This window comes from Streptomyces sp. NPDC050161, from assembly GCF_044460025.1.
Taxonomy (GTDB): Bacteria; Actinomycetota; Actinomycetes; order Streptomycetales; family Streptomycetaceae; genus Streptomyces.
Map to the genome: position 1 here is coordinate 1 of NZ_JBITJM010000013.1, position 23,041 is coordinate 23,041.

General features: G+C 67.5%; 22 protein-coding genes and 1 pseudogene. 11 read left to right on the top strand and 12 right to left on the bottom strand.

The features are described 5' to 3' along the window. Positions 1-183: 183 nt before the first annotated feature. The 4 genes and pseudogenes from ACIBK8_RS21405 to ACIBK8_RS21420 all read left to right on the top strand — a co-directional run bounded on the left by ACIBK8_RS21405 (position 184) and on the right by ACIBK8_RS21420 (position 3,477). Positions 184-1,266, top strand: a pseudogene (locus ACIBK8_RS21405) (helix-turn-helix domain-containing protein). 13 nt (positions 1,267-1,279) lie between these two features. Further along, positions 1,280-1,969 carry a YdcF family protein gene (locus ACIBK8_RS21410; protein WP_399043397.1) on the top strand — a complete coding sequence of 230 codons (690 nt, stop codon included), beginning with the start codon at positions 1,280-1,282 and terminating at the stop codon, positions 1,967-1,969. Continuing rightward, the gene (locus ACIBK8_RS21415; RefSeq protein ID WP_399043547.1) at positions 1,905-2,720 is read left to right on the top strand and encodes a WbqC family protein; all 816 of its coding nucleotides are present in this window, start codon (positions 1,905-1,907) and stop codon (positions 2,718-2,720) included. The genes ACIBK8_RS21410 and ACIBK8_RS21415 overlap by 65 nt, the downstream gene beginning before the upstream one ends. A 112-nt stretch (positions 2,721-2,832) precedes the next feature. Continuing rightward, entirely contained in the window at positions 2,833-3,477 is a 645-nt protein-coding gene (locus tag ACIBK8_RS21420; RefSeq protein WP_399043398.1) for a hypothetical protein, read from the top strand. On the opposite strand, the gene ACIBK8_RS21425 is transcribed toward ACIBK8_RS21420, so the two are convergent. The 4 genes from ACIBK8_RS21425 to ACIBK8_RS21440 form a co-directional block, all read right to left on the bottom strand. Beyond that, positions 3,452-4,264, bottom strand: a complete 813-nt coding sequence (locus ACIBK8_RS21425; protein ID WP_399043399.1) for an SAVMC3_10250 family protein — start codon at positions 4,262-4,264, stop codon at positions 3,452-3,454. The genes ACIBK8_RS21420 and ACIBK8_RS21425 overlap by 26 nt on opposite strands. A 497-nt stretch (positions 4,265-4,761) precedes the next feature. Next, on the bottom strand, positions 4,762-5,877 hold the full coding sequence (locus ACIBK8_RS21430; RefSeq protein WP_399043400.1) for an AAA family ATPase: 1,116 nt from the start codon (positions 5,875-5,877) through the stop codon (positions 4,762-4,764). Then, positions 5,874-6,746 (bottom strand): bifunctional DNA primase/polymerase, encoded by an 873-nt coding sequence (locus ACIBK8_RS21435; RefSeq protein ID WP_399043401.1) that lies wholly within the window; start codon positions 6,744-6,746, stop codon positions 5,874-5,876. The genes ACIBK8_RS21430 and ACIBK8_RS21435 overlap by 4 nt, the downstream gene beginning before the upstream one ends. A 159-nt stretch (positions 6,747-6,905) precedes the next feature. Further along, entirely contained in the window at positions 6,906-7,241 is a 336-nt protein-coding gene (locus tag ACIBK8_RS21440; RefSeq protein WP_399043402.1) for a hypothetical protein, read from the bottom strand. A gap of 30 nt (positions 7,242-7,271) precedes the next feature. Here ACIBK8_RS21440 and ACIBK8_RS21445 point away from each other — a divergent pair, with 30 nt between their 5' ends. Then, positions 7,272-7,973 (top strand): helix-turn-helix domain-containing protein, encoded by a 702-nt coding sequence (locus tag ACIBK8_RS21445; protein WP_399043403.1) that lies wholly within the window; start codon positions 7,272-7,274, stop codon positions 7,971-7,973. Next, positions 7,970-9,727 carry a tyrosine recombinase XerC gene (xerC, locus tag ACIBK8_RS21450; protein ID WP_399043404.1) on the top strand — a complete coding sequence of 586 codons (1,758 nt, stop codon included), beginning with the start codon at positions 7,970-7,972 and terminating at the stop codon, positions 9,725-9,727. The genes ACIBK8_RS21445 and xerC overlap by 4 nt, the downstream gene beginning before the upstream one ends. 246 nt (positions 9,728-9,973) lie before the next feature. Here the strand turns inward: xerC and ACIBK8_RS21455 are convergent, their stop codons facing one another. Both ACIBK8_RS21455 and ACIBK8_RS21460 read right to left on the bottom strand, forming a co-directional pair. Next, positions 9,974-12,007, bottom strand: coding sequence for a tetratricopeptide repeat protein (locus ACIBK8_RS21455; RefSeq protein WP_399043405.1), 2,034 nt, complete (start codon positions 12,005-12,007; stop codon positions 9,974-9,976). Between the two features lie 1,082 nt (positions 12,008-13,089). Next, the gene (locus ACIBK8_RS21460) at positions 13,090-14,085 is read right to left on the bottom strand and encodes a transcriptional regulator (protein ID WP_399043406.1); all 996 of its coding nucleotides are present in this window, start codon (positions 14,083-14,085) and stop codon (positions 13,090-13,092) included. Positions 14,086-14,661: 576 nt separating this feature from the next. On the opposite strand from ACIBK8_RS21460, the gene ACIBK8_RS21465 reads away from it, so the two are divergent. The 4 genes from ACIBK8_RS21465 (at position 14,662) to ACIBK8_RS21480 (ending at position 17,167) form a co-directional block, all read left to right on the top strand. Beyond that, positions 14,662-15,108 (top strand): ATP-binding protein, encoded by a 447-nt coding sequence (locus tag ACIBK8_RS21465; RefSeq protein ID WP_399043548.1) that lies wholly within the window; start codon positions 14,662-14,664, stop codon positions 15,106-15,108. Positions 15,109-15,220: 112 nt separating this feature from the next. Further along, positions 15,221-15,439: a hypothetical protein gene (locus ACIBK8_RS21470; RefSeq protein WP_399043407.1), complete on the top strand. Its 219-nt coding sequence runs from the start codon at positions 15,221-15,223 to the stop codon at positions 15,437-15,439. A gap of 60 nt (positions 15,440-15,499) precedes the next feature. Then, positions 15,500-16,594, top strand: a complete 1,095-nt coding sequence (locus tag ACIBK8_RS21475) for a radical SAM protein (protein WP_399043408.1) — start codon at positions 15,500-15,502, stop codon at positions 16,592-16,594. Positions 16,595-16,621: 27 nt separating this feature from the next. Continuing rightward, the gene (locus ACIBK8_RS21480) at positions 16,622-17,167 is read left to right on the top strand and encodes a class IV adenylate cyclase (protein WP_399043409.1); all 546 of its coding nucleotides are present in this window, start codon (positions 16,622-16,624) and stop codon (positions 17,165-17,167) included. An 88-nt stretch (positions 17,168-17,255) separates the two neighbouring features. Here ACIBK8_RS21480 and ACIBK8_RS21485 read toward each other — a convergent pair whose 3' ends face one another. Beyond that, positions 17,256-17,510, bottom strand: coding sequence for a hypothetical protein (locus ACIBK8_RS21485; RefSeq protein ID WP_399043410.1), 255 nt, complete (start codon positions 17,508-17,510; stop codon positions 17,256-17,258). A gap of 68 nt (positions 17,511-17,578) precedes the next feature. Between ACIBK8_RS21485 and ACIBK8_RS21490 the strand changes: the two genes are divergently transcribed. Next, a complete protein-coding gene (locus ACIBK8_RS21490) occupies positions 17,579-18,073 on the top strand; it encodes a GNAT family N-acetyltransferase (RefSeq protein WP_399043411.1) in 495 nt (164 codons plus the stop codon). A 101-nt stretch (positions 18,074-18,174) separates the two neighbouring features. Here ACIBK8_RS21490 and ACIBK8_RS21495 read toward each other — a convergent pair whose 3' ends face one another. The 5 genes from ACIBK8_RS21495 to ACIBK8_RS21515 form a co-directional block, all read right to left on the bottom strand. Further along, positions 18,175-18,558, bottom strand: a complete 384-nt coding sequence (locus ACIBK8_RS21495) for a hypothetical protein (RefSeq protein WP_399043412.1) — start codon at positions 18,556-18,558, stop codon at positions 18,175-18,177. 22 nt (positions 18,559-18,580) lie between these two features. Then, entirely contained in the window at positions 18,581-19,897 is a 1,317-nt protein-coding gene (locus ACIBK8_RS21500; protein WP_399043413.1) for a hypothetical protein, read from the bottom strand. After that, a complete protein-coding gene (locus ACIBK8_RS21505; protein WP_399043414.1) occupies positions 19,897-20,214 on the bottom strand; it encodes a WXG100 family type VII secretion target in 318 nt (105 codons plus the stop codon). Before ACIBK8_RS21505 ends, ACIBK8_RS21500 begins: the two co-directional genes overlap by 1 nt. 310 nt (positions 20,215-20,524) lie before the next feature. Next, complete coding sequence (locus tag ACIBK8_RS21510; protein WP_399043415.1) at positions 20,525-22,240, bottom strand: relaxase/mobilization nuclease domain-containing protein; 1,716 nt, start codon at positions 22,238-22,240, stop codon at positions 20,525-20,527. A gap of 5 nt (positions 22,241-22,245) precedes the next feature. Beyond that, on the bottom strand, positions 22,246-22,797 hold the full coding sequence (locus ACIBK8_RS21515; RefSeq protein WP_399043416.1) for a MobC family plasmid mobilization relaxosome protein: 552 nt from the start codon (positions 22,795-22,797) through the stop codon (positions 22,246-22,248). Positions 22,798-23,041: the final 244 nt, after the last annotated feature.

Sequence of the window (23,041 nt, forward strand, 5' to 3'; positions counted from 1 at the left end):
ACTCGCTGGAACAACTCCCACAACTCTTCCGGCACCAACCGCTCAACGATCCCCACCACAACCGACAGCCTACCGAACCAAATGAGATGACTTGTAAATGACCGGGTGTTGCACTTCCGCTGCACTTTCGGACGACAGCCCTCATGCAGCGTGCTTCGATACGTAACTAGAGGGAGGCAACCTGTGATCAGCGTGCAGCAGTGGACCGGCCGCGAAGCGAGCGCCCTGCGTGCTGCCCTCCGGATGAGTATGCGCGCGTTCGCTGAGCACCTGGGCGTCGCTCTGCGCACGGTGGCGAAGTGGGAGAAGTACCGCGGGGGCACCGTTCCGCGGCCGGATACGCAGGCCATCCTCGACACCGCGCTCGCGCGTGCTGACACGTTGGCGCGAGGCCGCTTCGAGGCGTTGCTCTCCGGATCCACAGGCGGCCGTGCCGGGTGCAGCCCAGTTCGCGCAGCGGACCATGAGACATGGACAGAGGACATCGACCGGGCCATCGTGTGCCTGAGCCGTCAGAACTTCTCGTTCGCCGCCAACCTGTTGAATCGGTGGCTCATCCGTCATGAGTCGCGCACCCTCGACGACCGGGGCCTGTACCTCTACGGCCGGTCGCTCGTCCTCCTCGGTGACCTCCAACGCGACCAGGGATCGACCCGCGGCCCCCTCTCGGCACACCACTCGTACAACACCGCACGCGGCCTGTTCGCCGAGCTCGACATCCCGCGACGGGTCGCGCAGATCGAGCTGTGACTCGCCGTTGTCGATGAGATGTCAGGCGAATTGGAGGCGTCTGCCCGACAATACGAGCGGCTGGCCACCGACGAGCGGCTCAGCGGGCGCGACCGCGCCCGAGCCCGTCTGTGGGTCGGTACGGCACTCAGCAAGAACGGCAAGAACGACTACGCAGTCAAGGCGATGAGAGCCGCGACCCACGCCTTCGAAGACCTCGCGGAACCCGAGGATTGGTCCGTCGCACACCAGAAGATCGCCCTCGCGTACCGCGGGGCCGGCGACCTCACGCGAGCTTTCCAGTACATCGACATCGCACGCTCAACCGGTACGGCCGACTCCCCCATGCAGCGCGTGCGGCTGGACACCGCACACGGGCACATTCTTCTGTCCGACCCCGCCACCCTGGATGATGGGTATTCCGTCCTCGACGACGCAGCGCAGGTAGCGAGGCAGTACGGGCTGAGCCACCAGCTTCGCAGCATCGAGGGCATCCGGCGATCGTACGACGGTCCGTCGGCTGCTCTGTCGAGGTGAGTGGCCAGCGAAGATGATCCAGGGAGTACCAGTGCCAGACCGCAGGCAGCGCACGATCACCGAGGCGCAGTGGACTGATGCCAAAGTGGTTTGGGACTACCACCAGATGGGGCACGAGCCACGCCCCTGCGCGGCAGCGATCTGCCTCGGCAGCCACGATCTCGGCGCCGCAATGTTCGCGGCCAAGCAGTACCACGCCGGGCTGTTCCCCGTGCTCGTGTTCAGCGGCGGCAACAGCCCGACCACGGCAGCTCTCTACCCTCGCGGCGAGGCCGTGCACTTCTGCGAGCACGCGGTCGAATTGGGCGTACCCGAGGACGCGATCCTCCTCGAACCCAACGCCGGAAACACCGGGCAGAACATCGCGTTCTCACGTGAGGTCCTGCGCGAGGCCGGCGTCAGGGTCGGGTCCGTGATGCTGATTGCCATGCCGTACATGGAGCGCCGGGCTTACGCGACATGCCGCAAGGTGTGGCCCGAGGTCGAGGTCGTGTGTGATTCCGATCCGCTGGACTTCGCCGATTACGTGAAGAGCATCGGCGACGACCGACTCGTCATCGACACCATGGTCGGTGACCTGCAACGAGTCGTCGAGTACCCCAAGTTGGGGTTCGCCATCGAGCAGGAGGTACCGGATGATGTCCTTGCCGCCTACGAGCGCCTCCTGCGTGCCGGGTTCGACAGCCGGCTCCTCAAGTCCTGAGCCAGCACCGCCGCGGCTGGGCTCGGTGTGCGCCATCCATCGGCCGAACCTGTTTCCCCGGCTTTCCACCCTGGCAAAGCTGTACGCGGCTGACCGGTGGATTGTCCTCGACGACGTGCAGTTCGTACGACGGGACTACCAGCACCGAACGCGGCTAGCGAGCTTGAGGGATCCCTGCGACCGACAGTGGCTTTCGCTGTCTACGCACCTTCCCCGAGGGCGCTCGACCTTGATCCTCGATGCGCGCCTCGCGCAGCCGCACAGATGTCGACGCAGGGTTGCCGGGCTCGTGCGTCAGCACTACGGCCGTAGCCGCCACTGGGACGCCGTACACGGGGTCCTCGAGCCCGTCCTCGACCGCTTCAGCGCGACGGATCGAACAGCCGACATCGCCGAGACATCCGCCCTCGCCTTGCTGTCGTCGGTCGGGTGGCGCGGCGAGGTCCTGCACAGCACCGCCCGACGCACCCGCGACGGCCGATCGCAGCGCCTCGCCGACCTCGCCGCGACGACGGGCAGCACCGTCTACCTCTGCGGTACGGGCGGCATGCGCTACCTCAAGGTCGAACCGTTCGCCGAACACCGCATCACCGTTGTGCCCTTCCGTACTCCCACCATCGCCCCCGTCTGGCAGGCCGCTCACGAAGTCAGTGCACTGTGGGCACTCGCATCCACCGGGCCGAGCAGCCTCGCCGAGGCATTGCGCGGTGTGGCCTCGGCGCAGCAAAACTCGACCGAGTCGCACGCATAGGCTCAGCCGCTTCGACACAGTGTTTGCACGAACCCCGCGGGAGTGCCCCTGGCCGTCAGCAAATTTGCGTACACACTTGCTCGACGAGGAGACCATCCTTGACCCTAGAGCGATGTCGACTGAGTCGGTTGAGATGCTGGTGAACCTGATCACGGTTCTACTTGTGCTTGCCGTTGGCACGCGGCTGGGGTATGCCCTGGTCAACCGCAGTACGGCGCGTGAAGTCGATGTAATTGATCGACACTTCGCAAACAGCCTGCAGATGTGGGAACGTCACCACCAACTCCAACACCGAGCCGATGCCGCCATCCGAGCACGATCAGAGATGAAAGAGAGCTACGAACGCCTCGGCATTTGGCTGTACGAACTAGATCGCCGGCTGAGTGAAGTAAAGGTCGGCGCAGTGTCGAGGGAGCCTGAACTCAAGGCCAAGGCCCAGATCATTCTTGGAGAACGCCCCTGGGAAATCGTGCATCCGCCAGCCGAGCTTGCTGCATGCCAGTTCTACTGGAGCGCCGAGGTCAGAAAGCTGTTGCGAAGCCTTGAGGGGCCACACTCCCACTTCCTCACCGCTGTCCGTGAGGCAACTGGAAAAGACAATCCAGTAGACGCGAACGTCCGACATCGCAACGAAAACAAGGTGTGGGAACGCGGCAATCAGCTGTGGCGGATTATCGAGGAGGTCCGTGATCAAGCCCGGCTTGACCTAGGGGTACAGGACAACGCTGCAGCTAGCGCCCCAGGGAATGACGTCTGAGGAGCCGCCGCGCCCAGGACGACGGTTCGGGAAGCTGGGGCATTGCCTCGACATAAAGCGGCGATGCCACCAGCAATCGCCTATGTGTCCAGTTCGAGCTGTCGATATCCATGAGCACGATGGCGTGACCGACCATTCGACTTCTGATGCGCCGCGGATAATCCCTGTTAAGCCAGCCGTAGACCTCGTGAGCTATCTCCTCAACGCGTTCTTGACTGTGGCTCGTAGGGACTATGTCGGAAAGGAACTCGGGGATGACGTTGATGCCGTCATCTTCACGCCTCTCCACTTCCAGGATGAGGTCATGCAGCCAGGTGCTATCCGATCCCATACGCCCGGCCGGGTAAGCCCGAGTGCGCAAGTGCTGAACTGAGCCACATAGGAGTACACCCATGTCGCGTGTCTGATCTCGGGTTCCCGCAGCAACGCCGCCGACGAAGAGTGCCACGTCTTCAGGCGGTCGGCCGCTATCTTCATGAACGGCAGCCAACGCCATGTCCAGATCGAACCGGATCCATTGATTCGATCGCAAATTGTAATCAGTGAAGTCAAGCGGACTGTGATCTCGCTCGATCTTTCGGGCCGCTTTCTTTATGAGCTCCAGCGTCGCCAACTGCATGCCGTCGCCGTTCCGCATGGGTTCACTGTTGGCTCCTCGAGCGCCAGAGAGTTCACCTAACGAACCCGCCTTCAATGAGCCGCGCAACTCGCCGTTCCTGTTGGGTGGCGGGAGAGTGCCAAGTCTGCGATAGATCTTGTTCTCCGCGACGTAGAGGAGATCAGGCACGTACCCTCCCTGTCAGTCCAGCTCACATCAAGATAGCGATACAAGCCGGTCTGCGTCGGCGTTTGCAGCACATTGCTCTCAAGCGAACCGCTGTCCGGCAGGATGCTCCTCGCCCGGCCGCTTGCGGGGAGCTTTGCGCAGGACCTGGCCGCGGCTGCGCCGCCCTCGCTGCTCGACTTCTGCCTGTGGCAGCGGTCTGAGTGGCCCCCACCGAAACTCGCGGGCGAGCCGTATGAATGGATACGGCTCAGCTGGTCGAATGCCAAGCGAGGCCTCGCGCGCGTGGGGCAGGCATCGACCGGTCGATGTGACACCGCGATTGTCAGTGCCTCGGTGTATTCGTGCGCACGCGCGGCGCGAGACGCGACCGGTCGCGGCGAGACCGTTTGCCCCTCGAAGAACGGCGGCAGCGATCCGAGGAGACAGCGAAGATGACGAAGGTGACAGCGCTCTGTGCCTGTCACCTTCGTCATCTTGGCGTCACCTTCGAGGCCCAACTACGCAGCGATACGCCAGACCCAGCCGCCCTCGAAGTCGGCTTTCTGAGTCTTCACTTTGGCTTTGGTCCGGCATCGGCGGAGGGTGTGCCGCTCGAATCCCGCCTGCGCGCCAGCCTTGAACAGATCACCGGCAGGCGCCTCGCCGCCGTTGCGCGTCAGGTAGTCCCGCAGCCAGGCAGTCGCCTCCTCGCGCTCGCTACGTTCCTCAGGTGCCGTACTGGAGTCGGCAAGCACGTCACCGACGCTCTGCGCGGACTCCCCGGTGAACTCGACCCTGCCAACCGACGTGCGGCCGTCCTCGGTGTCGATCTCCGTGTCGCGCACCACATACGTGAGTGAAGGCAGGTCGAGGCGGCCGAGGTTGTTCTTCTCCTGCGAGAGGATCACCGTCCCGTCCTCGGCCTGCGGGTCGCGCGCCATCGCGATCACCGCTCGCGCGGTAGCCGCGAATGCCCTCGAGCCGAGGATGAGTGACAGCGGATCAGTGCTGCTGCTCTTGCCGAAGTGGACCAGGCCGAGGACGGCGGCGCCCGCCTGGTCGGCGATCTGCCCGAGCGGCTCAAGGGCGGAGCGCACCTCACGGTCACGGTGGGTGTCGATCGCCCCGTTCAGCGCCGACACAAGCGGGTCAACGACCAACAGGCCGACGTCGTGCGCTTGCATCTCCTTGCCCAGGGTGCTCGTGTCGGCCGGAAGAGTCAGCGGCGCGGCGACGCCGGGGCGCTGCTCCTCGAGGACATCGATGCGGAACGTGCGTTCGAGATCGGCGCCGGCGGCGACCAGGCGCGGCGCGACGGTACGTTCCCATGAGTCCTCAGAGGCGGCATAGAAGACCGAACGGGGGCACCCCTGGTGTACGCCGGGCAGGGTGCCGCGCGTGACCTGAGCGGCCAGCCAGGCGGCGGAGGTTGACTTGCCGATGCCTTCCCGGCCTGCCCACAGCGTGAGCCCGCCGACAGGGATGCGGTCCGCCCACACCCAGTACGTTCCGCGCAGCCGGATCTTGGACAGGGGCGTAATGCGCACCCGCCGCTCGGGCTGCCGCTCCTCGTCCGTGATTCCGTTCGCGGCAACGATCCGCACCGCCATGGAGCGGGTGTTGTCGGGGGTCACGCACTCACCGCCAGCCGGGCCGGCGCACGGTCGGCGCTGCGCACGGTGTGCTCGGCCTCGGACTGTGACAGGCCGACGTAGACGCCCGCGTCGACCAGGGCACCGAACACCCCCGCTTCGTCCACCCCGCCCGCATGCACCAGTTCGAGGGCTCGGCAGGCGGCCCAATACAAGCGGCTGTTGCGCTCCCCCTGCTGTGCCTCGAGGACGAAGTTCACCAACCCGGTGAGGCTGTTGACAGGCCGCGCCGGCACTGGGGCGACCACGCGCAGACGTACCGGAGCAGGGAGCAGCAACGGCAGGAGCCACCCTGGAAAGGGGGCGGGTGCGACGTCAGGTGGCGTTTCCCAACGGTACGGACGCCCCTCCACGGTCGTCGGCGGGGCGACCACGTACCCGCCAACGGCCCGTACGTCGATCTTCCATCCCACCTTGGAGACCGAACTGCGCACCGCTGTCTCGGCGGCTGCGAAGTACAGGTGCAACCCACCCGACCGCGTACGCGCCATGGGTGTGGTGCCGAAGGGGAAGCGGTCGCCATGCCGGTCGTACAGGACGGCAAGTACGTCCGCGCCATCCTCGACGCCGGGCACCGCCCACTCGGCAGGCGGCTTCTCCCCCTTGGCCGTGTCGAGGTCGACCACAACGAGCCCGGACGGTCCGCAGGCGACGCCTACGCCGTACGGCCCGCGTGTCCATGCCCGCACGATCCGCTCGCGTTCTGTGGTGGCGCGCTGCTCCCACTCCTTGATAGCTGGGCGCTTGTCGTTCGGGAGCAGCGGAAACACGTGCCAGCCACGTGCGGCGAGCATGAGCACCTGTTCCACCTGTTCCGCGCTGCGACTGGTCGTGCCGGTCGGCGGGGGCATGCTTGACTGGGGATTCAACGGAGTGCCTCCAAAAGGAGACGGCGCCATACGGGCTGCAACCCGGCGCCGTCATCCATGGTCAGTACGTGATTGCGGGAGACCTTCGAAGAGCCGGCCCCGGGCAGCGCCGGAATCGCTGTCCCCGGGGCGCGGCTCGGCTCAGGCCGCCGCCGGTTCCGCGGGAGCCTCCACGCTGTCCACCTCGAGACCGAGGTAGCGCAACAGGTCGTAGCGCGTGCAGCGGTACTGCCTACCGAGGCGCAGCACGCGGATCGGATATGCCCCCTGCTTGGCCAGAGCGAATCCGGTGGTGCGCCCCAGGTCGAGCGCCCGGTTCGCAACGTCCAGAGGGAAGCTCACCGGTAGGGCCATCAGCTCAGCGTGCGTCATTCCTCGGGGCGCTTCCGCCCCCTCAATGGCATGGGCCATCGACACCGTGCACCTCCTGATCAAGGTCGGCTGATCACCAAACACGGTATCGAGTTGGGTTGTCACGTGCCAGCCCATACCTTAAATTGCCTCACCATGGAGCAATCAGACTGGTCAGCCAAGTTGGCGAACAGAATCGCCGGGGAGGTACGGCGCTACCGCACCTTGCGCGGCCTCAGCGCCCAGCAGCTCTCCGACCGCTGCACAGAACTCGGCATGGAGATCCCACGCGCCGTCATCTCCAACCTCGAGAACGGCCGCCGCACATCGGTCACGGTCGCCGAGATGCTCGTTCTCGCCGCTGCCCTCGATATCCCCGCCCTCTCGCTGGCGTTCCCCGTGGGGTACGCCTCGCACTGCGAAGCTCTGCCCGGACGGATGGCGCCTACCTACGGGGCGTACATGTGGGCGTATGGCGAACCGCGGCGCCCCGAAACCTTCGGCGTGACCCACGGCGACCGGGACAACATCGATAACGCGGCCGTGAACCTCTACCACGAGTTTTACGAGTACGCCGAGACCATCCGCGACCACATGCAGCGGGCCATGAAGGACGAGAACGCTGCTGCCACTGAGCGAAACGAGGTGCTCCGCAAGCGCCTTACCGACTCGGCCCGACTGCACCGGATGATCGCCAGTGATACGTACGCCGACGCGTCACACATGATCCACGAAATGCTCGAGAGGGGGATCAACCCGCCGCGCTTGCACACATACGCGGCGATCTTCGCCGAACTCGCCAACGACTACAGGCAGCTCGAGACCATCCCCGACGAACTCCTGAAGGAGGGCGAGTGAAGGGTTCAACGTTCCGACGCTGCGCCTGCCGCAATCCAGAGACCGGCAAGCAGTACGGACAGTCCTGCCCGAAGCTGTCCAACAAGCGTCACGGGCTGTGGAACATCCGGCAGGAACTGCCGCCCCACGAGGACGGCACGCGACGCACGTTCCGGCGCAGCGGCTACCCGTCCAAGACCGAGGCGCAGGCGGATCTCGACAAGGTGCGGGCGCTGCTGGCTATCCCGGGCGACGACGATCCCGAAGGCCGTACCCGAATCGGCGATCTGTTGGAGTCCGTCGCAGCCAAGAAGGAAGCGATACCGGAGTACGAGGAGACGCAGCGCCGCTTCCGCTCCGGGCAGGCCCTCAACGTCCGCATGACGGTCGGAGCCTGGCTTGACGAGTGGCTGGCTGGCAAGCGGCGGCGGGACACGACCGTGAGCGGCTATGAGTCGCGCATCCGGGTGCATCTGAAACCGCGGATCGGGCACGTCGCGCTTGACCGGCTGCGCGTCGGGCACTTGGTCGAGATGTTCGACGCCATCGAGGACGCCAACGAGGAGATCGAGGCGGAGAACCAGACCCGGCGGGAGCAGGAGCAGCGTTGCAAGTGGGGCAAGCGGAGTAGGCCGCCGGCGACAGAGCGGGCGCGACTGGCCGAGGAACGCGCCAAATTGGCCGAGATGAAGCCACACCGAAAGCTGACCGGTCCGACCAGCCGCCAACGAATCCGGGCCACGCTCCGCGCCGCGCTGAACGACGCCATCGCGCAGCAGCTCATCACCTTCAATCCAGCCGCCCACGTCGAACTCGACAGCGGTAGGCGCCCCAAAGCCCTGGTGTGGACCAGGGAGCGCATCGCGGAGTGGAAGCGCACGGGAGAGAAGCCGAGCCCGGTCATGGTGTGGACCCCGGAACAGACCGGGCAGTTCCTCGACCGAGCGGCCCGGCATCGCCTCTACGCCCTGTACCACCTGATCGCTTTCCGGGGCCTGCGGCGCGGCGAGGCGTGCGGACAGCGCTGGACCGACACCGACCTGAACGCCGGCCTGCTGACCGTCGCCCGGCAGCTCGTACAGCACGGCTGGAAGGTCGAGGAGTCCGCGCCCAAGACGGACAGCGGAGCGCGTGTGATCGCGCTGGACGCCGAGACGGTGAAGGCGCTCAAGGCGCACCGCAGGAGCCAGCGGAAGGAACGGCTCGCGTGGGGTGAGGCGTACACCGACACCGGCCGGGTGTTTACCCAGGAGAACGGCGAATGGCTCCACCCAGCGTGGGTCACCGACCAGTTCCAGCGCCTCGCCGCCGAGGCCGGGCTGCCCCCGATCCGGCTGCATGACCTACGTCACGGAGCGGCGACGCTCGCCCTGGCGGCCGGAGCCGACATGAAGGTCGTGCAGGAGATGCTCGGGCACTCCTCGATCACGATCACTTCGGACACGTACACCAGCGTCCTGCCCGAGGTGGCCCGGGAGGCTGCCGAAGCTGCCGCGCGGCTGGTCCCAAGGCAGGCTGCGCGTACCGCCGGGCTCACTTCGGGCTCACATGAAGGCGAAAACAGGGGCGGGAAGAGCGAAGCGTCCCGCCCGGTGAAGCCAGGACGGGACGCTAAGTTGCAGGTCAGCGGGGGAACCGCTGGCACTACTGATGGTGGGCCATCAGGGGCTCGAACCCTGAACCAATGGATTAAAAGTCCTGGCGGGGGCGTGATGGGCGGTCCCGCCAGGTCCTCACCGGTCCGTTTTCCCCTGGTCAGTTCAGATATGGCGTGACGGGCGGTCCGGTGCGGAACACCCTGTGCTGCGACGTCCGCTCACGCATCGCTCACGCAAGGAGGGCAGTTGGCCAGGTGGTTCGCGCATGTCAGCCCTTCCGTCCGCAACCTGCGGGCCGCTGCAGGGCGAGAGCACCGGTCATCCAGCGCGGTCTACACAGCAGGTATCGCCACTGGCGCCTGCGCTCTCCTCGGAATATGTACGTCAGCGAAGCTCGCTCGACGCGAGCGCCTCCTCGTGCTGTCAGCTCTCCCGATCGGTCATTGCACGGTGAAGCGCAGCCAGGTTGCTTCGCATCGCGGCGGTCCTTGGATGGTCTTCGCCCAGCACCCGTCGAGCGCCGGTGAGGGTCCGCTCGTAGAGGGAAATGGCGCGCTGCAGATCCCCCGCCGACCGGTAGGCATAGGCGAGGTTGTTGCGGGAGGTCAAGGTGCCAGGGTGCTCTTCACCCAGCACCCGCACCCGATCGGCGAGGGTCTGCTCATAGAGGGAAATGGCGCGCTGCAGATCCCCCGCCGACTCGTAGGCGGCAGCGAGGTTGTTGCGGGAGGACAGGGTGTGAGGGTGGTCTTCACCCAGCACCCGCATCTGGTCGGTGAGGTTCTGCTCGAAGAGGGGGATGGCGCGCTGCAGATCCCCCAACGACTCGTAGGCGGCAGCGAGGTTGTTGCGGGAGGTCAAGGTGCCAGGGTGCTCTTCACCCAGCACCCGCACCCGATCGGCGAGGGTCTGCTCATAGAGGGAAATGGCGCGCTGCAGATCCCCCGCCGACCGGTAGGCATAGGCGAGGTTGTTGCGGGAGGACAGGGTGCCAGGGTGCTCTTCACCCAGCACCCGCACCCGATCGGCGAGGGTCTGCTCATAGAGGGAAATGGCGCGCTGCAGATCCCCCAACGACTCGTAGGCGGCAGCGAGGTTGTTGCGGGAGGTCAAGGTGCCAGGGTGCTCTTCACCCAGCACCCGCACCCGATCGGTGAGGGCGCGCTGGAGGTAACGGACGGCGTGGTAGACAGCTCCCTGGTCGATGAGGAACGCCCCTGTGAGGTTGAGAAGGTCGGCGGTGGTGTCGGTATCGGTGTCGGGATGTGTGTGGTCGGTGAGGGCGTCAATGTGCGGGAGCAGGGTGCGCCAGGTCGGCCAGTGGGTGGGGGTGTTCCAGTGGTCGGGCAGGGCGTTGTGCAGTTGGGTGGTGGCGTGGTCCAGGGCGTCGTTGATGTGGTGGGGCTGTCGGTGGGGGTCGTCGGGGTCGGGGGTGCGGGCGACGGCCTGGAGCAGGCGGTGCATGCTCAGCGTCTTGGTGTCGGGGTGGGTGGTGAGGAGGCCGTAAGCGGCTAGGCGTCCGACGGCCTGGGCGAGTTCGGGCGGTTCGCCGAGGCCGTCGAGGAGGTGGCGGGGGATGTGGTCGGGGGCGTACCAGGCCAGTGTCCGTAGGACGGTCCCGGTGAGTGGGGTGTCGGTGAGGCGGTCGAGGGTGACGTGCCAGATGCGGGCAATGGTGCGGTTGGGGTCGGTGCCCTCGGCGCTGTGGCGGTACATGGTGGCCGGGTGGGCGGCGAGCAGGTCGAGGTAGGCGCGGGGGGTGATGCCGCTCTCGGCGATGTAGGCGCCGGCCTGCTCCACCGCCAGTGGGAGCCGGCCCAGTTCGGCGCACAGTTCGTCGGCGCCGTCGAGGTCTGCGGGGGTGTGGTGGAGGATGCGGGCGAGCAGGTCCACGGCGTCGGTCTGGTCCAGGACGTCTACGGGGATGGGGGTGGCCAGGTGGTGCCAGCCGGTGGTGCGGCGGCTGGTGACGAGGAACCGGCCGCCGCGTGTGCGCTCCAGCAGGGGGCGGATGTCGGCGGGGTCGTTGACGTTGTCCAGGATGAGCAGCCAGCCGTCATGCGCGGCGAGCCATGCCACCGCGCGCTCGCGCAGCGCCTCCAGCGGCAGCGCCCCGGACAGGGCGGGCTGCAGGGCCGTGGCGAGGGCGGCCAGGCCCTGGTCCAGGGCGGCAGGGCTGTCGGCGGTGATCCACCAGATCGGGTAATGGCCGGTGGCGCGGGTGGCGGCCCAGTGCGCGGCCAGCGTGCTCTTGCCGATCCCCCCGAGACCATGGACCGCTTGGACGACCGCTCCGCCGGGCCGCTCCAGTGCCTCGTCGAGCTGGTCCAGGGCATGGGTGCGGCCGACGAACCGGCCCAAGGACGGGGGGAGGTTGATCAGGCCCGGCGGGGCGGCCAACTCCGCCACCGGCAGGGAGGCTTCCGCCGGCAGCACGGTGGCGCGCTCCGCCCGCACCTGGAAGAGCGTTGCTCGGTCGCCGGTCGCGACGATTCCCCCGTTCTCGCCGCCGACTGCGACGGAGCGTCCCCCTGCGGCATCCGCCGGGGCTGCAGGATCCTGCCGGATCGCAGGCGGCTGCGCTGGTTGAGGCGATGGTGGCCCTTGCGGCCGTCGGAACCAGCGGGGCATCAGCGTTCACCGTCCCCGGTGGAAACATCCCCGGAGATCTCCCCGCCCGCGGCGACCGAGCGCTCCCCGGATGCATGAACCGTCCCGCCCGCACGTGGAGGTGGCGTGGTCGGCGGAGGCCCCGCTGCCCGCCGCCGTCCCGGCACCTGTACGGAGGTGCGGCGGTCACCGGTGGAGACCGTCCCGGAGACGCCACCACCGACAGCGACAGACCGGGCCCCGCCAGCGGTCACCGTGGGCCCCGCCGCACCCTGCGGGCCCGGCTGCCGCAACGCATAGACCGACACCCCCAGCGCGACCAGGCCGACGATCGTCCCCACGATGCCCGCTACTTGACCCGCCGTATCGAGATCGGCGACCACCACGAGCACGATCAACCCCGCAGCCAGTAACGCCCCCACCACCACACCCAACCAAGCCAGCACCCTCAACCGTCGCGTCATAGCAACCATCATCAGCCGCACCCCACGGCCACGTCACACAGTCGGAAAACTCCCCCCACCCATCCCGATGTGCAGGGACGAGACACGCCCTGCGGCGGACGGCCCATGAGCTGGCAGCCCTCCGATTGCTGGACTCCCCATAGCCAGCGAAGCCCCAACGCCATGAACGATCCAGATGGCCAAGGCAGCCCCTGATGCAGAGTCGACCTGGCATCTGCCAATCATCGGAGAGCTAGTGCTGTGACCACACGCAGAGAGGCCTCGCCAGCCTGGGCGGGGCCTCTCAACGCTGCTGTCACTCCGGCAAGTCGATGCCCACGGCGTCGGCCAGGTCGCGCAGTCCCTCTGAAGGAATATCCGGCGCTCGCGCCGCCTGCCGCGCCGCCCAAGCTTCCAAGATCTCGTCCATGACGCCTCCAACCTGCGTTTTCTCCAAGCACCTTGACACCAGTAACTGACCGCGTACTACGCAGCAAGAACCGCGATCCGCTCGGATGCTTCCCTGACCTTCGCTTCCCGCTGGTGCGGCCGGAACGCCCGCCGGACCTCTTCGAGGCGTTCCACGCCGCGGCGGGAGTGGATGCCCTGGTCGATGAGGTCGGCGGCCTTGTGGGTGGCTTCAAGTGCGCCGTCGAGGTCGCCGGTCTGTTGGTGGGCCAGTGCGAGGGTGCCGTAGCGGACGGCGCGGTCGCGGGGTGCGGCTTCGGTGACGGAGCGTTCCAGTGCGGCGGTGGCCTTTTCGGCCTGTCCGGTGGCGAGCAGGAAGCGGCCTTCGGTGGAGCGGAGTTGGGCCTCGCCGAACCATTCGAGGTAGGCGGGGGTGTCGGAGTGGTCGTCGCGGCCGAGTGCGTCGAAGGCACGGTTGAGGGCTGCGGCGGCCTTCCGCTTGTCGTCGGCCTTACTGTAGACGGTCGTCTGGTGGGCGGCGAGGGATGCCTGCATCACGGCGGGTACGCGGTTGCGGACGGCTTCGGCGGTGTCCATCAGGCCGACGGCGGCGCGCTGTTCACGCTGGCTGGCCGCCTGGGTCGCCATGAAGCACAGGGTGTGGGCGCCGAGGGTGTCGTCGCCTGCGATCTTGGCTGAGCGGAGGGCGGCGGTGTAGTGCTGCTGTGCGGCGCTGTGGAGGCTGGCGTCGTAGCTCATCCAGCCCAGCAGGCAGCAGACCTCGGCGGCCAGGACGTAGAGACGCTGGGCGGTCTCTTCCGAGTAGCGGCTGTTTTCCAGCATGTTCGTGATCAGCCGCAGGTCCGTGCGCGCGGATTCCAGGAAGTCGCCGCCGCCCGATTCCTGCTCCATGCCCCGCAGAGATTCGACCCTGTCGCGCATGCGGTCCACGGTGGCGGGGGTGACCCGGTCGCCGGTCGCGGCGGCGGCGATGGCCGGGTCGGCTGCTGCCCATTGGGTGCCGATGCCCACGAGCGCCACACCGCCGATTCCGAGAAATGCCCTCCGGTCCATTGGTCCACTCCCAGCAAGTGAGGTCAGGGATTTCAGCGTAGCCCCCTGCGTCCAAGGGGCGGCAAAGTCGTACCCGCTCCAGGCGGGGAGCCAGCACGGCCAAGGAGCGGATGTGCGTGCCGAGTCGGGGATCTGGAGCACCCTCGCGATCACGGCTTGGGTGATGTCGTCCGGTGCGTGATCGCCGCGTTCCCATTTGAAGACGGTCGAGCGGGTGGTCCCCAGGTTGCAGCCCAGGGCTCTGCCCTGGGAGCGGACCATTTCGGCGAACTTGGTTTTCCCCAAGCCTGCTTCGGCTCGTGCGTGCGCGAGTGGATGCCGCACTGTTTCCTGTGGACGGCCGGTCATCAGGGGCTCCCGTCGTAGCCTGACTGCCGCTTCAACTTAGCGCTGCGCTCCGACTTCCGCGCTGCCGCTGCGTGGCGTTGAAACCCCCTTGAAACCTTATGGGTTGAGGGCACACGGGTGGATGGTCGTACCTCGCCCGGACCTCCCGGGCACGGCGAGCGACGGAACGAGGTGCGATCCCCTGTGCCCCGACGACTCCTGGGAACGACTGCATACGGCTTTCGGGTGGTGCCGACCGGCGAGTCGGTCGGAGAAGCGCGACGGCGGGTTGTGGAACTCGTACGCGGCTGGTGTCTCGGCTTCACGGATGACGAGCTGGCGGACATACGGCTGCTGACCAGTGAGGTCGTCGCCAACGCCGTGACCCATGCCGTCGCGGCATGCGCGGTGTGCGTGCGTACGGCCGCCGGCGGCGGGGTGCGGGTCGAGGTGAGCGACACCGGTCCGGAGTTGCCGCACCTCACGGTTGCCGGGTCGGGGGCGGAGGCGGGCAGGGGCCTTCAGCTGGTCGCGGCCCTCGCCACTGCCTGGGGAGTGACCCCGGGCCCTGACGGAAAAGTGGTCTGGTTCGAAGCCGCGCCTGCCAGCGGGCCGCCCCGGGCGCATGCATGCGCCTCACCCAGGGAGCGCAGGGCACACGCGCCTATTGCTGTTCCACGCGGTGCCGGCGCCTAGCCAACCGCCTCGCGCTTTCAACCACCGGCCCTCGAACGACGCGCACCTACCTGAAAGAAGGCCGCCTCCTGTGCGGCGAATCCTCACGAGTCCTCACGAGAAAGGCTTATTTGTGAATTCCCTGGCCGTGATCGCGCAACGCGCGTATGCCCGTGCCTCCGCCCGCCGAAGCGACCCCGTCGCGACTGCCCTGGGCTGGCTGTGGGCCCTCGGGGCCGGCGCGACGGTGATTCTGCTGATTCAGATCACCCAGAACGAGCTGGGACACCACGCAGTGGAAGCTCCCCGCGCCCCGTACGCGGCACCCGACCAGATCGCCGTCCGCACCTGATCGTCAGTGGACCGCAGGCCCGTCGGCCCCCCACGTAGACCTCCGGAGGAGCAACGCCAGATGTTCCAGCACCGCGCCTTACGCGGCCTCAGCAGCACCGTCCCCGTCCGCGTCGAGATGGACCGGACCCTCCGCGTCAAGGTGATCGACGCTTGCGGCATGACCTGCACCTTCTGCCACAACGAAGGAACGCCTGTCAGCGCCGACAACCATGCTGACCACGTCGGCGAGTTCGGCGCCGCGGGCCGCTCCGGACGCGTCTCGATCTACCTCGCCACGAACGGGGCGCGCTTCGCCTCGGCCCCTGTCTTCCCTGATCCGGCGTTCCGCTCGGCCCTGGTCCAGCTCAGGGACGCCCTGGGCTTCGACGAGGTCCACCTCACCGGCGGGGAGCCGACGCTCCACCCCCGATTACCGCAGATCGTCGCCCTCGCCCGGGAAGCCGGCTACACGGCGAGCGTCACCTCGAACGGCGAGAACGGGCGCAGGATCCTGCCCGAATGCGCCGCCGCCGGACTCGATCACGTCAACTTCTCGGTCTTCGGCACCACACCGGAGGAGCTGGCCCAGGTGCAGAACCTCCGGTACCGGGCACGGTCCCTGGCCGCGCGCAAGATCGAGTCCCTGGAGGAGTCGATCCGGCTTTCCCTCGAACTCGGTCTCGGGACACGGGCGAACGTCGTCATTCCGAATGAATACCACGTTCGGCGCGTCCACCACCTGCTGGAGAAGTACTCGCCGCAGTTGTCCGTCCGCGTCCTGTCGTCACTGGCCGACGGAGACGACTCCCTCGACGCCATCGACCTGTTGTTGGACGGACTCCGTGCGCGGCCGACAGAGGTCCGGCTGATCGCCGGCACCTCCGGCTTCCGGGTCGCCTACCAGCTCCCCAACGGCCGCCCTCTCATCGTCAAGCACATCCGTCCACTGCGGCTCCCCGAGACCTGCGTGGGCTGCCGGTTCAACAACAGCGTTGACTGCCACGAGGGTTACTACGGAGTGCGGCTCTACCGCGACCGGCACGGCACCTTCCACGTCGGCATATGTATTCAGCGCATGGACCTCTGCCTGCCTGTGGAAGAGTTCGTGACCGGCGGCGTGTCCAGCGAGATCCGAAAGATGCGTGAGCAGGACTTCCACGAACTGACCGCGTAATAACCACCGTTGGAGGAGAACAGAAAAATGGCGGACCACGAGTACGAAGCGAAGTTCCTGGAGATCGACGCGGATGCCCTGCGCGACCACCTGCGCGGCGCCGGTGCGGAGCAGGTCTTCCCCAAGACGATGTTCACCCGGCTGATCTTCGAGAACGACGCCGTCCAGGGCGAGCAGTGGCTGCGGCTCCGCGACGAGGGCGGCAAGACCACGCTCACCCTCAAGCAGGTCACCGACGCGAGCCACATCAACGGCACCACCGAGATCGAAATCGAGGTCAGCGACCTCAACAAGACCGCCGAACTCCTCGGCGCCCTCGGACTGCGGCAGGTGCGCTTCCAGCAGAACTACCGCGAGGAGTGGCAGCTCGACGGCGTCACCTACGACTTCGACACCTGGCCGGACCTGCCCACCTTCCTTGAGGTCGAAGGGACTTCGGAGGCCGCCGTCCGAGGCGCCGTCGCCGCGCTCGGACTGGACTACGCCGAGGCCCGGTTCGGCAGCGTCGACCTGATCTACAAGAGCGAACTGAGCCGGGACATCCTGGCCCAGCCCACGCTTCTGTTCGCATAGGCCGTCGGCTCTTCCGGGGGGTGTGCCTGCCTTGGGCGGGCACACCCCCCGGACCGACGGTGTCCTGGGGCTACTCGTCCCGGCGTGATCAGCGGCGCTGTTGCCGGGGCACCCCCTGGCGGACGGCGGCAACAGGTCCGGCGACGGGACTGCTGTGCGGAGGCTGGACCCGGGGCACGGACACGGGTGGGGTGACGTAGCCGAGGTGGTGCAGTCGCCAGACCAGGACGTCGCTGATGGAGTCGGCGCTGCCCAGTTCGCGTTGCGCAGCGGCCTTGGCCAGCAGGGTGACGGTGTTGTGGCCGGCGCGTTCGGCAAAGTCCCACCCGTGAGTGCCCCCCACATCGTTCTCCCCGGCGACCGGCTCGCCCTCGGCCGGCCACGCCAGGACATGCTGCCGACGTACCACCGATGGGAGAACGCCCCCGGACGATCCTCGGCTACGGCACCCAGGTGCCGCAGAGCTGGGAGGCCCGCGCCGCGGGTTGGGACGGACAGGCCAGCAACGGCCAGCGTCCCGCCTTCGACGTCATCCGCCTCGAAGACGAACAGCCCATCGGCATGACCGTGCTCTACGTCGACCAGGCCGTTCGCACCGCGGAATACATCATGCTGATCGCCCCCGAGGCCCGCGGAAAGGGCTACGCAGCCGAGGCCACACGCCTGACCCTCGACTGGGCATTCCACCTCGGCTCGCTGCGCATGGTGTGGCTCAAGGTCCTGGAACCGAACCGGGCCGGCATCACCGCATACGAGAAGGCCGGGTTCCGCCCGGCCGGACGGCTCCGGCAGTCGGGCTTCTGGCTCGGCGAGCACGCTGACGAGCTGATCATGGATGCGCTACGCGAGGACTTCCCCGGGCCCTCGGCCGTATCCGCTGCCGCCGACACGGGCACACATTCATAGGTCCCGAGCGGCCCAGGCGCGCGAGATGAAAGACGCCTCCGCTTCGGCCATGGTGCCGGAGCGGAGGCATGGCGGTACTGCTGTCGATTTCGTCGCCAGTTTCAGAGAATCTCGTGCAACTCATCAGACAGGGAAAGCAGGCGGGCTTCATCCAGCGCGGGCAGGGCGTACCGATGCTCGCGGACTCGGGTGAGGAACTCGTCCGGCAGGCACACGTGGTAACGGCTCAAGTAGAACCACAGGTCCCCGCGCCAGACCCATTCGCCATCGGTGAGGACGGAGTCTCCGCTCAGGATGCGTTCATCCGACCCCAGGATGTCGCCGACGGTACCCATCGCCGAGAACAGCTCTTCACCGTCACGGAGATACTGCACGATCTGGTCCTCGTCCGGTACGCCTGTCTCGCGCGTGAAGTCCTGGAGTTTCCCGTCGGGAATGCCAGCGTGCTCCAGCCACAGCTCTTCGTAATGACCGAGAATCTTCATCGAGGGTCCTTGGTGTCTGTGCTCACTGGGCTATGGGAAGGAAGGTACGCCAGTAACCGCCGCCGAAGATGATCGGCTCCTGGCCGGCACCGGCGCCCCTCATCACGCCCACCTTGTTGGTGGGTGCCATGACAGGGACGCCCAGTTCGTTTGCTACCTGTTGCGCTGCCGGTGTGACGCTCACACCCTCACCAGCCGTTCCCGAATGGCAGGATACGAGCCTGACCGGGCCGCCGTCGTAACTGGGGTTGTTCCGGATAGCCTCCGCGATCTGTGCCGGATGCGTGTTTCCTCCGGAGAACCCGTTGCCGTGCGCGTTGACGCGGCCCGGCTCGAAGAATCCGCGATCATTGCCATGGATGACGACGTCGTGGAAACCGTCCTTCGGCTTCACCCAGTCAAGGTTCTTCAGGGTTGCCGAGTCGTAGCCGATTCCCGTCGAGCCGGGGTGGTAGTACACAGGGTCGCCGGCGGCAAGGTGAGCATCGCCTTCGGTTTTGGGCGGCGCGGGAACAGTGGAGTCAGGGGCAACTCGGGCATCGTAGTGGCGGCTCATTTTGAGCGAGCCAGCCCTTGGCACGTGCAGGGAGTTGATCCCCTCAAGTTCGAGCCTGGTCGCGCCGAGGGCAGATTCTGCGCCCGCCCCCTTGGCGACACCAGATGCCGTGCGGGCCCCGGCCCCCAAGGCACCACCCAAGAGCACGCCAGTCGTGCCGGCGGCGCTGGCTTCCCGAAGGCTGATCCCGTGCTGGTCGCCGAGGAGGTTCCTGCCACCCTGGGCGACGACCACGTCCACGGTGATGGCTTCGACGCCGCCGATGGCGGCGGTGGCCAGGGCCGTGCCGGCGATCTCGGCGACGGTGGCGGAGACCGCGACGCCCGCCGAGGTCGCCGCGGCAACGATCGCCTCGGTGGCACCGGCCGCTGCGACCTCGCTGAGGCCGCCGGTGAAGAGGGCCAGGGCCGTGCCGGCGACGAGGACCGCGCCCGCGATCTCCAGCTCGTGTTCGATCTTCTTCTTCGCCTCGGCGATCTGGTCGGCAAACTTGTCCAGCGCCTTGGCCATGTCCCGTGCCGCAGAGGCGACATCGTCCAAGTAGCCCTTGTCGCCGCCGTGATACTTGCGCCAGAACGCGCCGAACGCCTCGATCGACTTGCCCTTGTTGTTGTCGATCACATCCTGGGCCTTCTTGTGGCAGGCCGCCGTGCAGTCCTCGACCTCGTCCGCGTACGTACGCCAGGCCCGCGCGGCTTCGCGTAACTCGTCCTCGTCGCCCTCCGGCCACCACATGCCGGTAAGGTCCTGGACGATTTCCTTGGCCTTGTCGGCAGCACCCATCACTTACCGCCCTCAAAGCCGGACTCAGCCGACCGGTCCGCTTCATCATGGTTGGCTGCCATGTCGTTCATGGCCTTGGTAATGCTGGACAGGCCCTTGGCCAAGGCCGCAGCTGCCTTGTCGATCTGCGCCCGGTGCGGGGCATAGGCGTGCTCGAACTTCTTGCCCTGCTCGTCACCGCCCCACGGCTCCCCCAACCCGTCGAGTGCGTGCCGGAGCTTGGCCGTCGCCCGTTCGAGAGCAGCGGACTCCCGGTGGAAAGTCGGAGCGGCGGACTTGAGGTGGTCGGTATCTACGTCAAAGCCGTCGCCAGCCATGCCTTGCCTCCCTCCTGTGCCTTGTTCTCGTAACCCAACGCGAGCCGCTGACAACGCTGTCGGCTCGCAAGTGGTGACGGTGCCATACAGCACTGACAATCGACCTGGTGGGAGCGCATTTAAGCCACGCTGCAGCACTGTCCGGCTGGTGGGTCGGGGACAAGACTGTGGCCCCCTACCAGATGGATGCCGGTAGGGGGCCGATTCGCCGATGGCCTGAGCTGCCTGGTCGGCTACCGCCCATGGCTCGACGGGCGCCAGACCTCCGAGGGCGAAGGACAGGCCGCCAGGTGGGAGACGCGCTGGGCAGCTAGCGGCGCTGGCGATGCTGCTGCCCGGCCGGCGTCGTGGTTACCGCCGCTGGACGGGCGAAGTCGGGCCCAGTGGGAGGGAACGAGGCGGTGAGGGCCGAGCGTCGGCGGGCGGCTTCGGCGCGGCGGTTGGGGATGGGATTGCGGCCGGTGTGCTGGATGCGGGTGATCAGGACTCGGGCGGGCCGGCGGGCAGTGGTCAGTTCGCGCTGGGCGGCGGCCTCCGTGAGCAGTTGGTGGGGTTGGTGGCCGCGGGATTCGGCGTCGGTGAGGACAGTGGCGAGGGCCGGCCAGCTGGTATCGGTGAGGATCCGTTCGGCATGCTCGGGGATGGCGGCTCGTACGTCGCTGGCCAGGGTGCGGCTGGCATCCTCCTCCGGCTGGCGTTGCGCGAGGTCTACGAGTGTCGGGGCCAGGGCGTGGTCGGCGGCGGTCTGAAGGTGCTGGAGGGCTTCGCGCGCGGCGTCGGCCTGGTGAGCATGGCCCTTGGCCTCGTGCCACCGTCCGGCGATGGTCGCGGCCCAGACGAGTGCCGCGACCAGGGCGGCGAGGGCGCTGCCGTCGGGACCGGTGGCAGTGTTGACGATGTCGCGGGCCGCTGACCGCAGGGCATGGGCGGCTCGGTCGTCTGCACGTACCCGGGAACGCTGAGCACGTGCGAACGCCTTGGCGGCGGCCAGGAGTTCAGGACGCAGGGCAGTGGGTGTCTTCTGGGCAGTTGCTTCGATCAGTTCGCCAACGGCGGTGATGTGCGCCTGGGCACGTGCGTCGTCCGCCAGGTCGGTGTGGACGGCGTCGAGGGCGTCGGTGGCCTTGTGCCAGGGGGTGCTGGGCTGGTTGCGGCGGGCGGCGGGGTGCTCTTCCGGCTCGCTGGATTCGAGGCGGGCTTGGAGTTTGGGCAAGGACAGGTCGGGGGCGATTTTCCCGCCGGCGTGGAAGATCTGCTTGCCGTCCTTGTTCGCGTCGCCTGGGCGGCCGACGGCGTAACCGAGGAGGTCTCCTGACGGACCGCGTCGGGCTTTGACCAGGACGCCATCGGCTTCGAGGTAGGCGAGGAGTTCCTCGGCGCTCTTGGCGTGGGGGATGGCGGCGCGGATACGGTCCTGGAGCCATTCGGGGCTGGTCTGTTCCCAGCCCAGGCGTTCGGCCTTGTGCATCTCGGCCTGGGTGGGGCGGCGTGCGCCGGTGCGGTCGCCCTTCTTCAACTGCCGCAGGCCGTAGTCCCTCTCGATCTCGCGGCACTCATCGCCGACGCGGACGCCGCTGCCGTGAAGCTTGGGACGGCGGCCGTCCTCGCGGACGGTGGTGGCGAGGATGTGGATGTGGTCGTCGGCGTGGCGGACGGCGATCCAGCGGCAGGCCAGGTCGTCGCCGGCGGGGTCGATACCGGCGGCCTGGACGATGCGCTGGGCGATCTCGCCCCACTCGGCGTCGGAGAGGTAGCGGTCCTCGGGCGCGGCGCGGACGGGGCAGTGCCAGACATGGTCGGCGACGGGCTTGCCGAACTCGCTGTTGCGCAGACGGACCGGCTCATCGAGGTAGCGGCCGAGTTCGGTGAGGGTCGCGCTCTCGTCGCGACCGGGATCGGGCATGCCGAGCATCGCGAAACCGGCCACGATGTGCGGGTCGAAGTGCTCATCGTGGGTTCCGCGGCCGTAGAGGTAGGCGAGCAGGCCGCGGGTGTTGGACCCGGCCGGCTTGATGGCGGCGATCACCTCGGTCAGACCTCCCTTGGGTTGGCGGGCTCGCGCAGGGCCTCCGCGAGCAGGGCGAGCAGGTCGTGGAGCTTGTCGAGACAGGCGCGTATGTCGGGTGGGGTGAAGTCACTGTTGAGGGCGCGGGCGATCTGGTTGACGTTGACGCCGATGCGGTTGAGCTCACGCAGGACCTGGGCGCGGAACATGTGCGTGCGGCGGCGGTCCTCGGACAGGGGCAGGTTGGCGGTGAACCGGCCGGTGAGGAAGGCGAGGACGATGTCGGCGGCGAAGCCGGATTCGCCCTTGTAGCCGTGCTCGGAAGCGACTTCCTGGAGGCGGGCCCGCTCGGCCTCAGTGAAGCGCAAGGGGCCGACGCGGTCGTTGCGTTTGTTGCCGGTGAAGCGGCGAATCGCGGGCTGGACGCTCTGCACAGCAGGCTCGTTGGCGGCAGGTTCGGCGGTGGGTACGGGGCGAAGAATCTCGCTCCGGACGGCGTGGAGCTTGTCCGGGTCGGGGCCGCCCTCGGCTTCGACCTCCTGGCCCGGCGCCCCCTGGCGCTGGGCCTTCTCCGCCACCCCCGGGGCGGAGATCCCCGAAGTCCGGCCTTGAGTCGGACTCGGGGTACTACTGGCTGCGCAGTTGACGGTGGTGGCTGTCTCCTGCTGACAGGTGGGAAGTTCGTGTTGCGGGTCGGGCATGTACGGCTCTTTCGTGAAGTGTTGATGTTGGGCGCTCGCGATGCGTGGCACCCGTGGCCCACGCGTGGTTCTGTGCGGGGGCCACGGGGCGAGCCGGGGGGGGAGGTGGGACGCAGGCGTG

Bases quoted from the DNA above. Each gene is read 5' to 3' on its own strand.
- ACIBK8_RS21410 (WP_399043397.1), top strand. From the start codon at position 1,280: ATGATCCAGGGAGTACCAGTGCCAGACCGCAGGCAGCGCACGATCACC.
- ACIBK8_RS21415 (WP_399043547.1), top strand. From the start codon at position 1,905: ATGTCCTTGCCGCCTACGAGCGCCTCCTGCGTGCCGGGTTCGACAGCC.
- ACIBK8_RS21420 (WP_399043398.1), top strand. From the start codon at position 2,833: ATGTCGACTGAGTCGGTTGAGATGCTGGTGAACCTGATCACGGTTCTA.
- ACIBK8_RS21435 (WP_399043401.1), bottom strand. From the start codon at position 6,746: ATGCCCCCGCCGACCGGCACGACCAGTCGCAGCGCGGAACAGGTGGAA.
- ACIBK8_RS21445 (WP_399043403.1), top strand. From the start codon at position 7,272: ATGGAGCAATCAGACTGGTCAGCCAAGTTGGCGAACAGAATCGCCGGG.
- ACIBK8_RS21460 (WP_399043406.1), bottom strand. From the start codon at position 14,085: ATGGACCGGAGGGCATTTCTCGGAATCGGCGGTGTGGCGCTCGTGGGC.
- ACIBK8_RS21475 (WP_399043408.1), top strand. From the start codon at position 15,500: ATGTTCCAGCACCGCGCCTTACGCGGCCTCAGCAGCACCGTCCCCGTC.
- ACIBK8_RS21480 (WP_399043409.1), top strand. From the start codon at position 16,622: ATGGCGGACCACGAGTACGAAGCGAAGTTCCTGGAGATCGACGCGGAT.
- ACIBK8_RS21490 (WP_399043411.1), top strand. From the start codon at position 17,579: ATGGGAGAACGCCCCCGGACGATCCTCGGCTACGGCACCCAGGTGCCG.
- ACIBK8_RS21495 (WP_399043412.1), bottom strand. From the start codon at position 18,558: ATGAAGATTCTCGGTCATTACGAAGAGCTGTGGCTGGAGCACGCTGGC.
- ACIBK8_RS21500 (WP_399043413.1), bottom strand. From the start codon at position 19,897: ATGGGTGCTGCCGACAAGGCCAAGGAAATCGTCCAGGACCTTACCGGC.
- ACIBK8_RS21505 (WP_399043414.1), bottom strand. From the start codon at position 20,214: ATGGCTGGCGACGGCTTTGACGTAGATACCGACCACCTCAAGTCCGCC.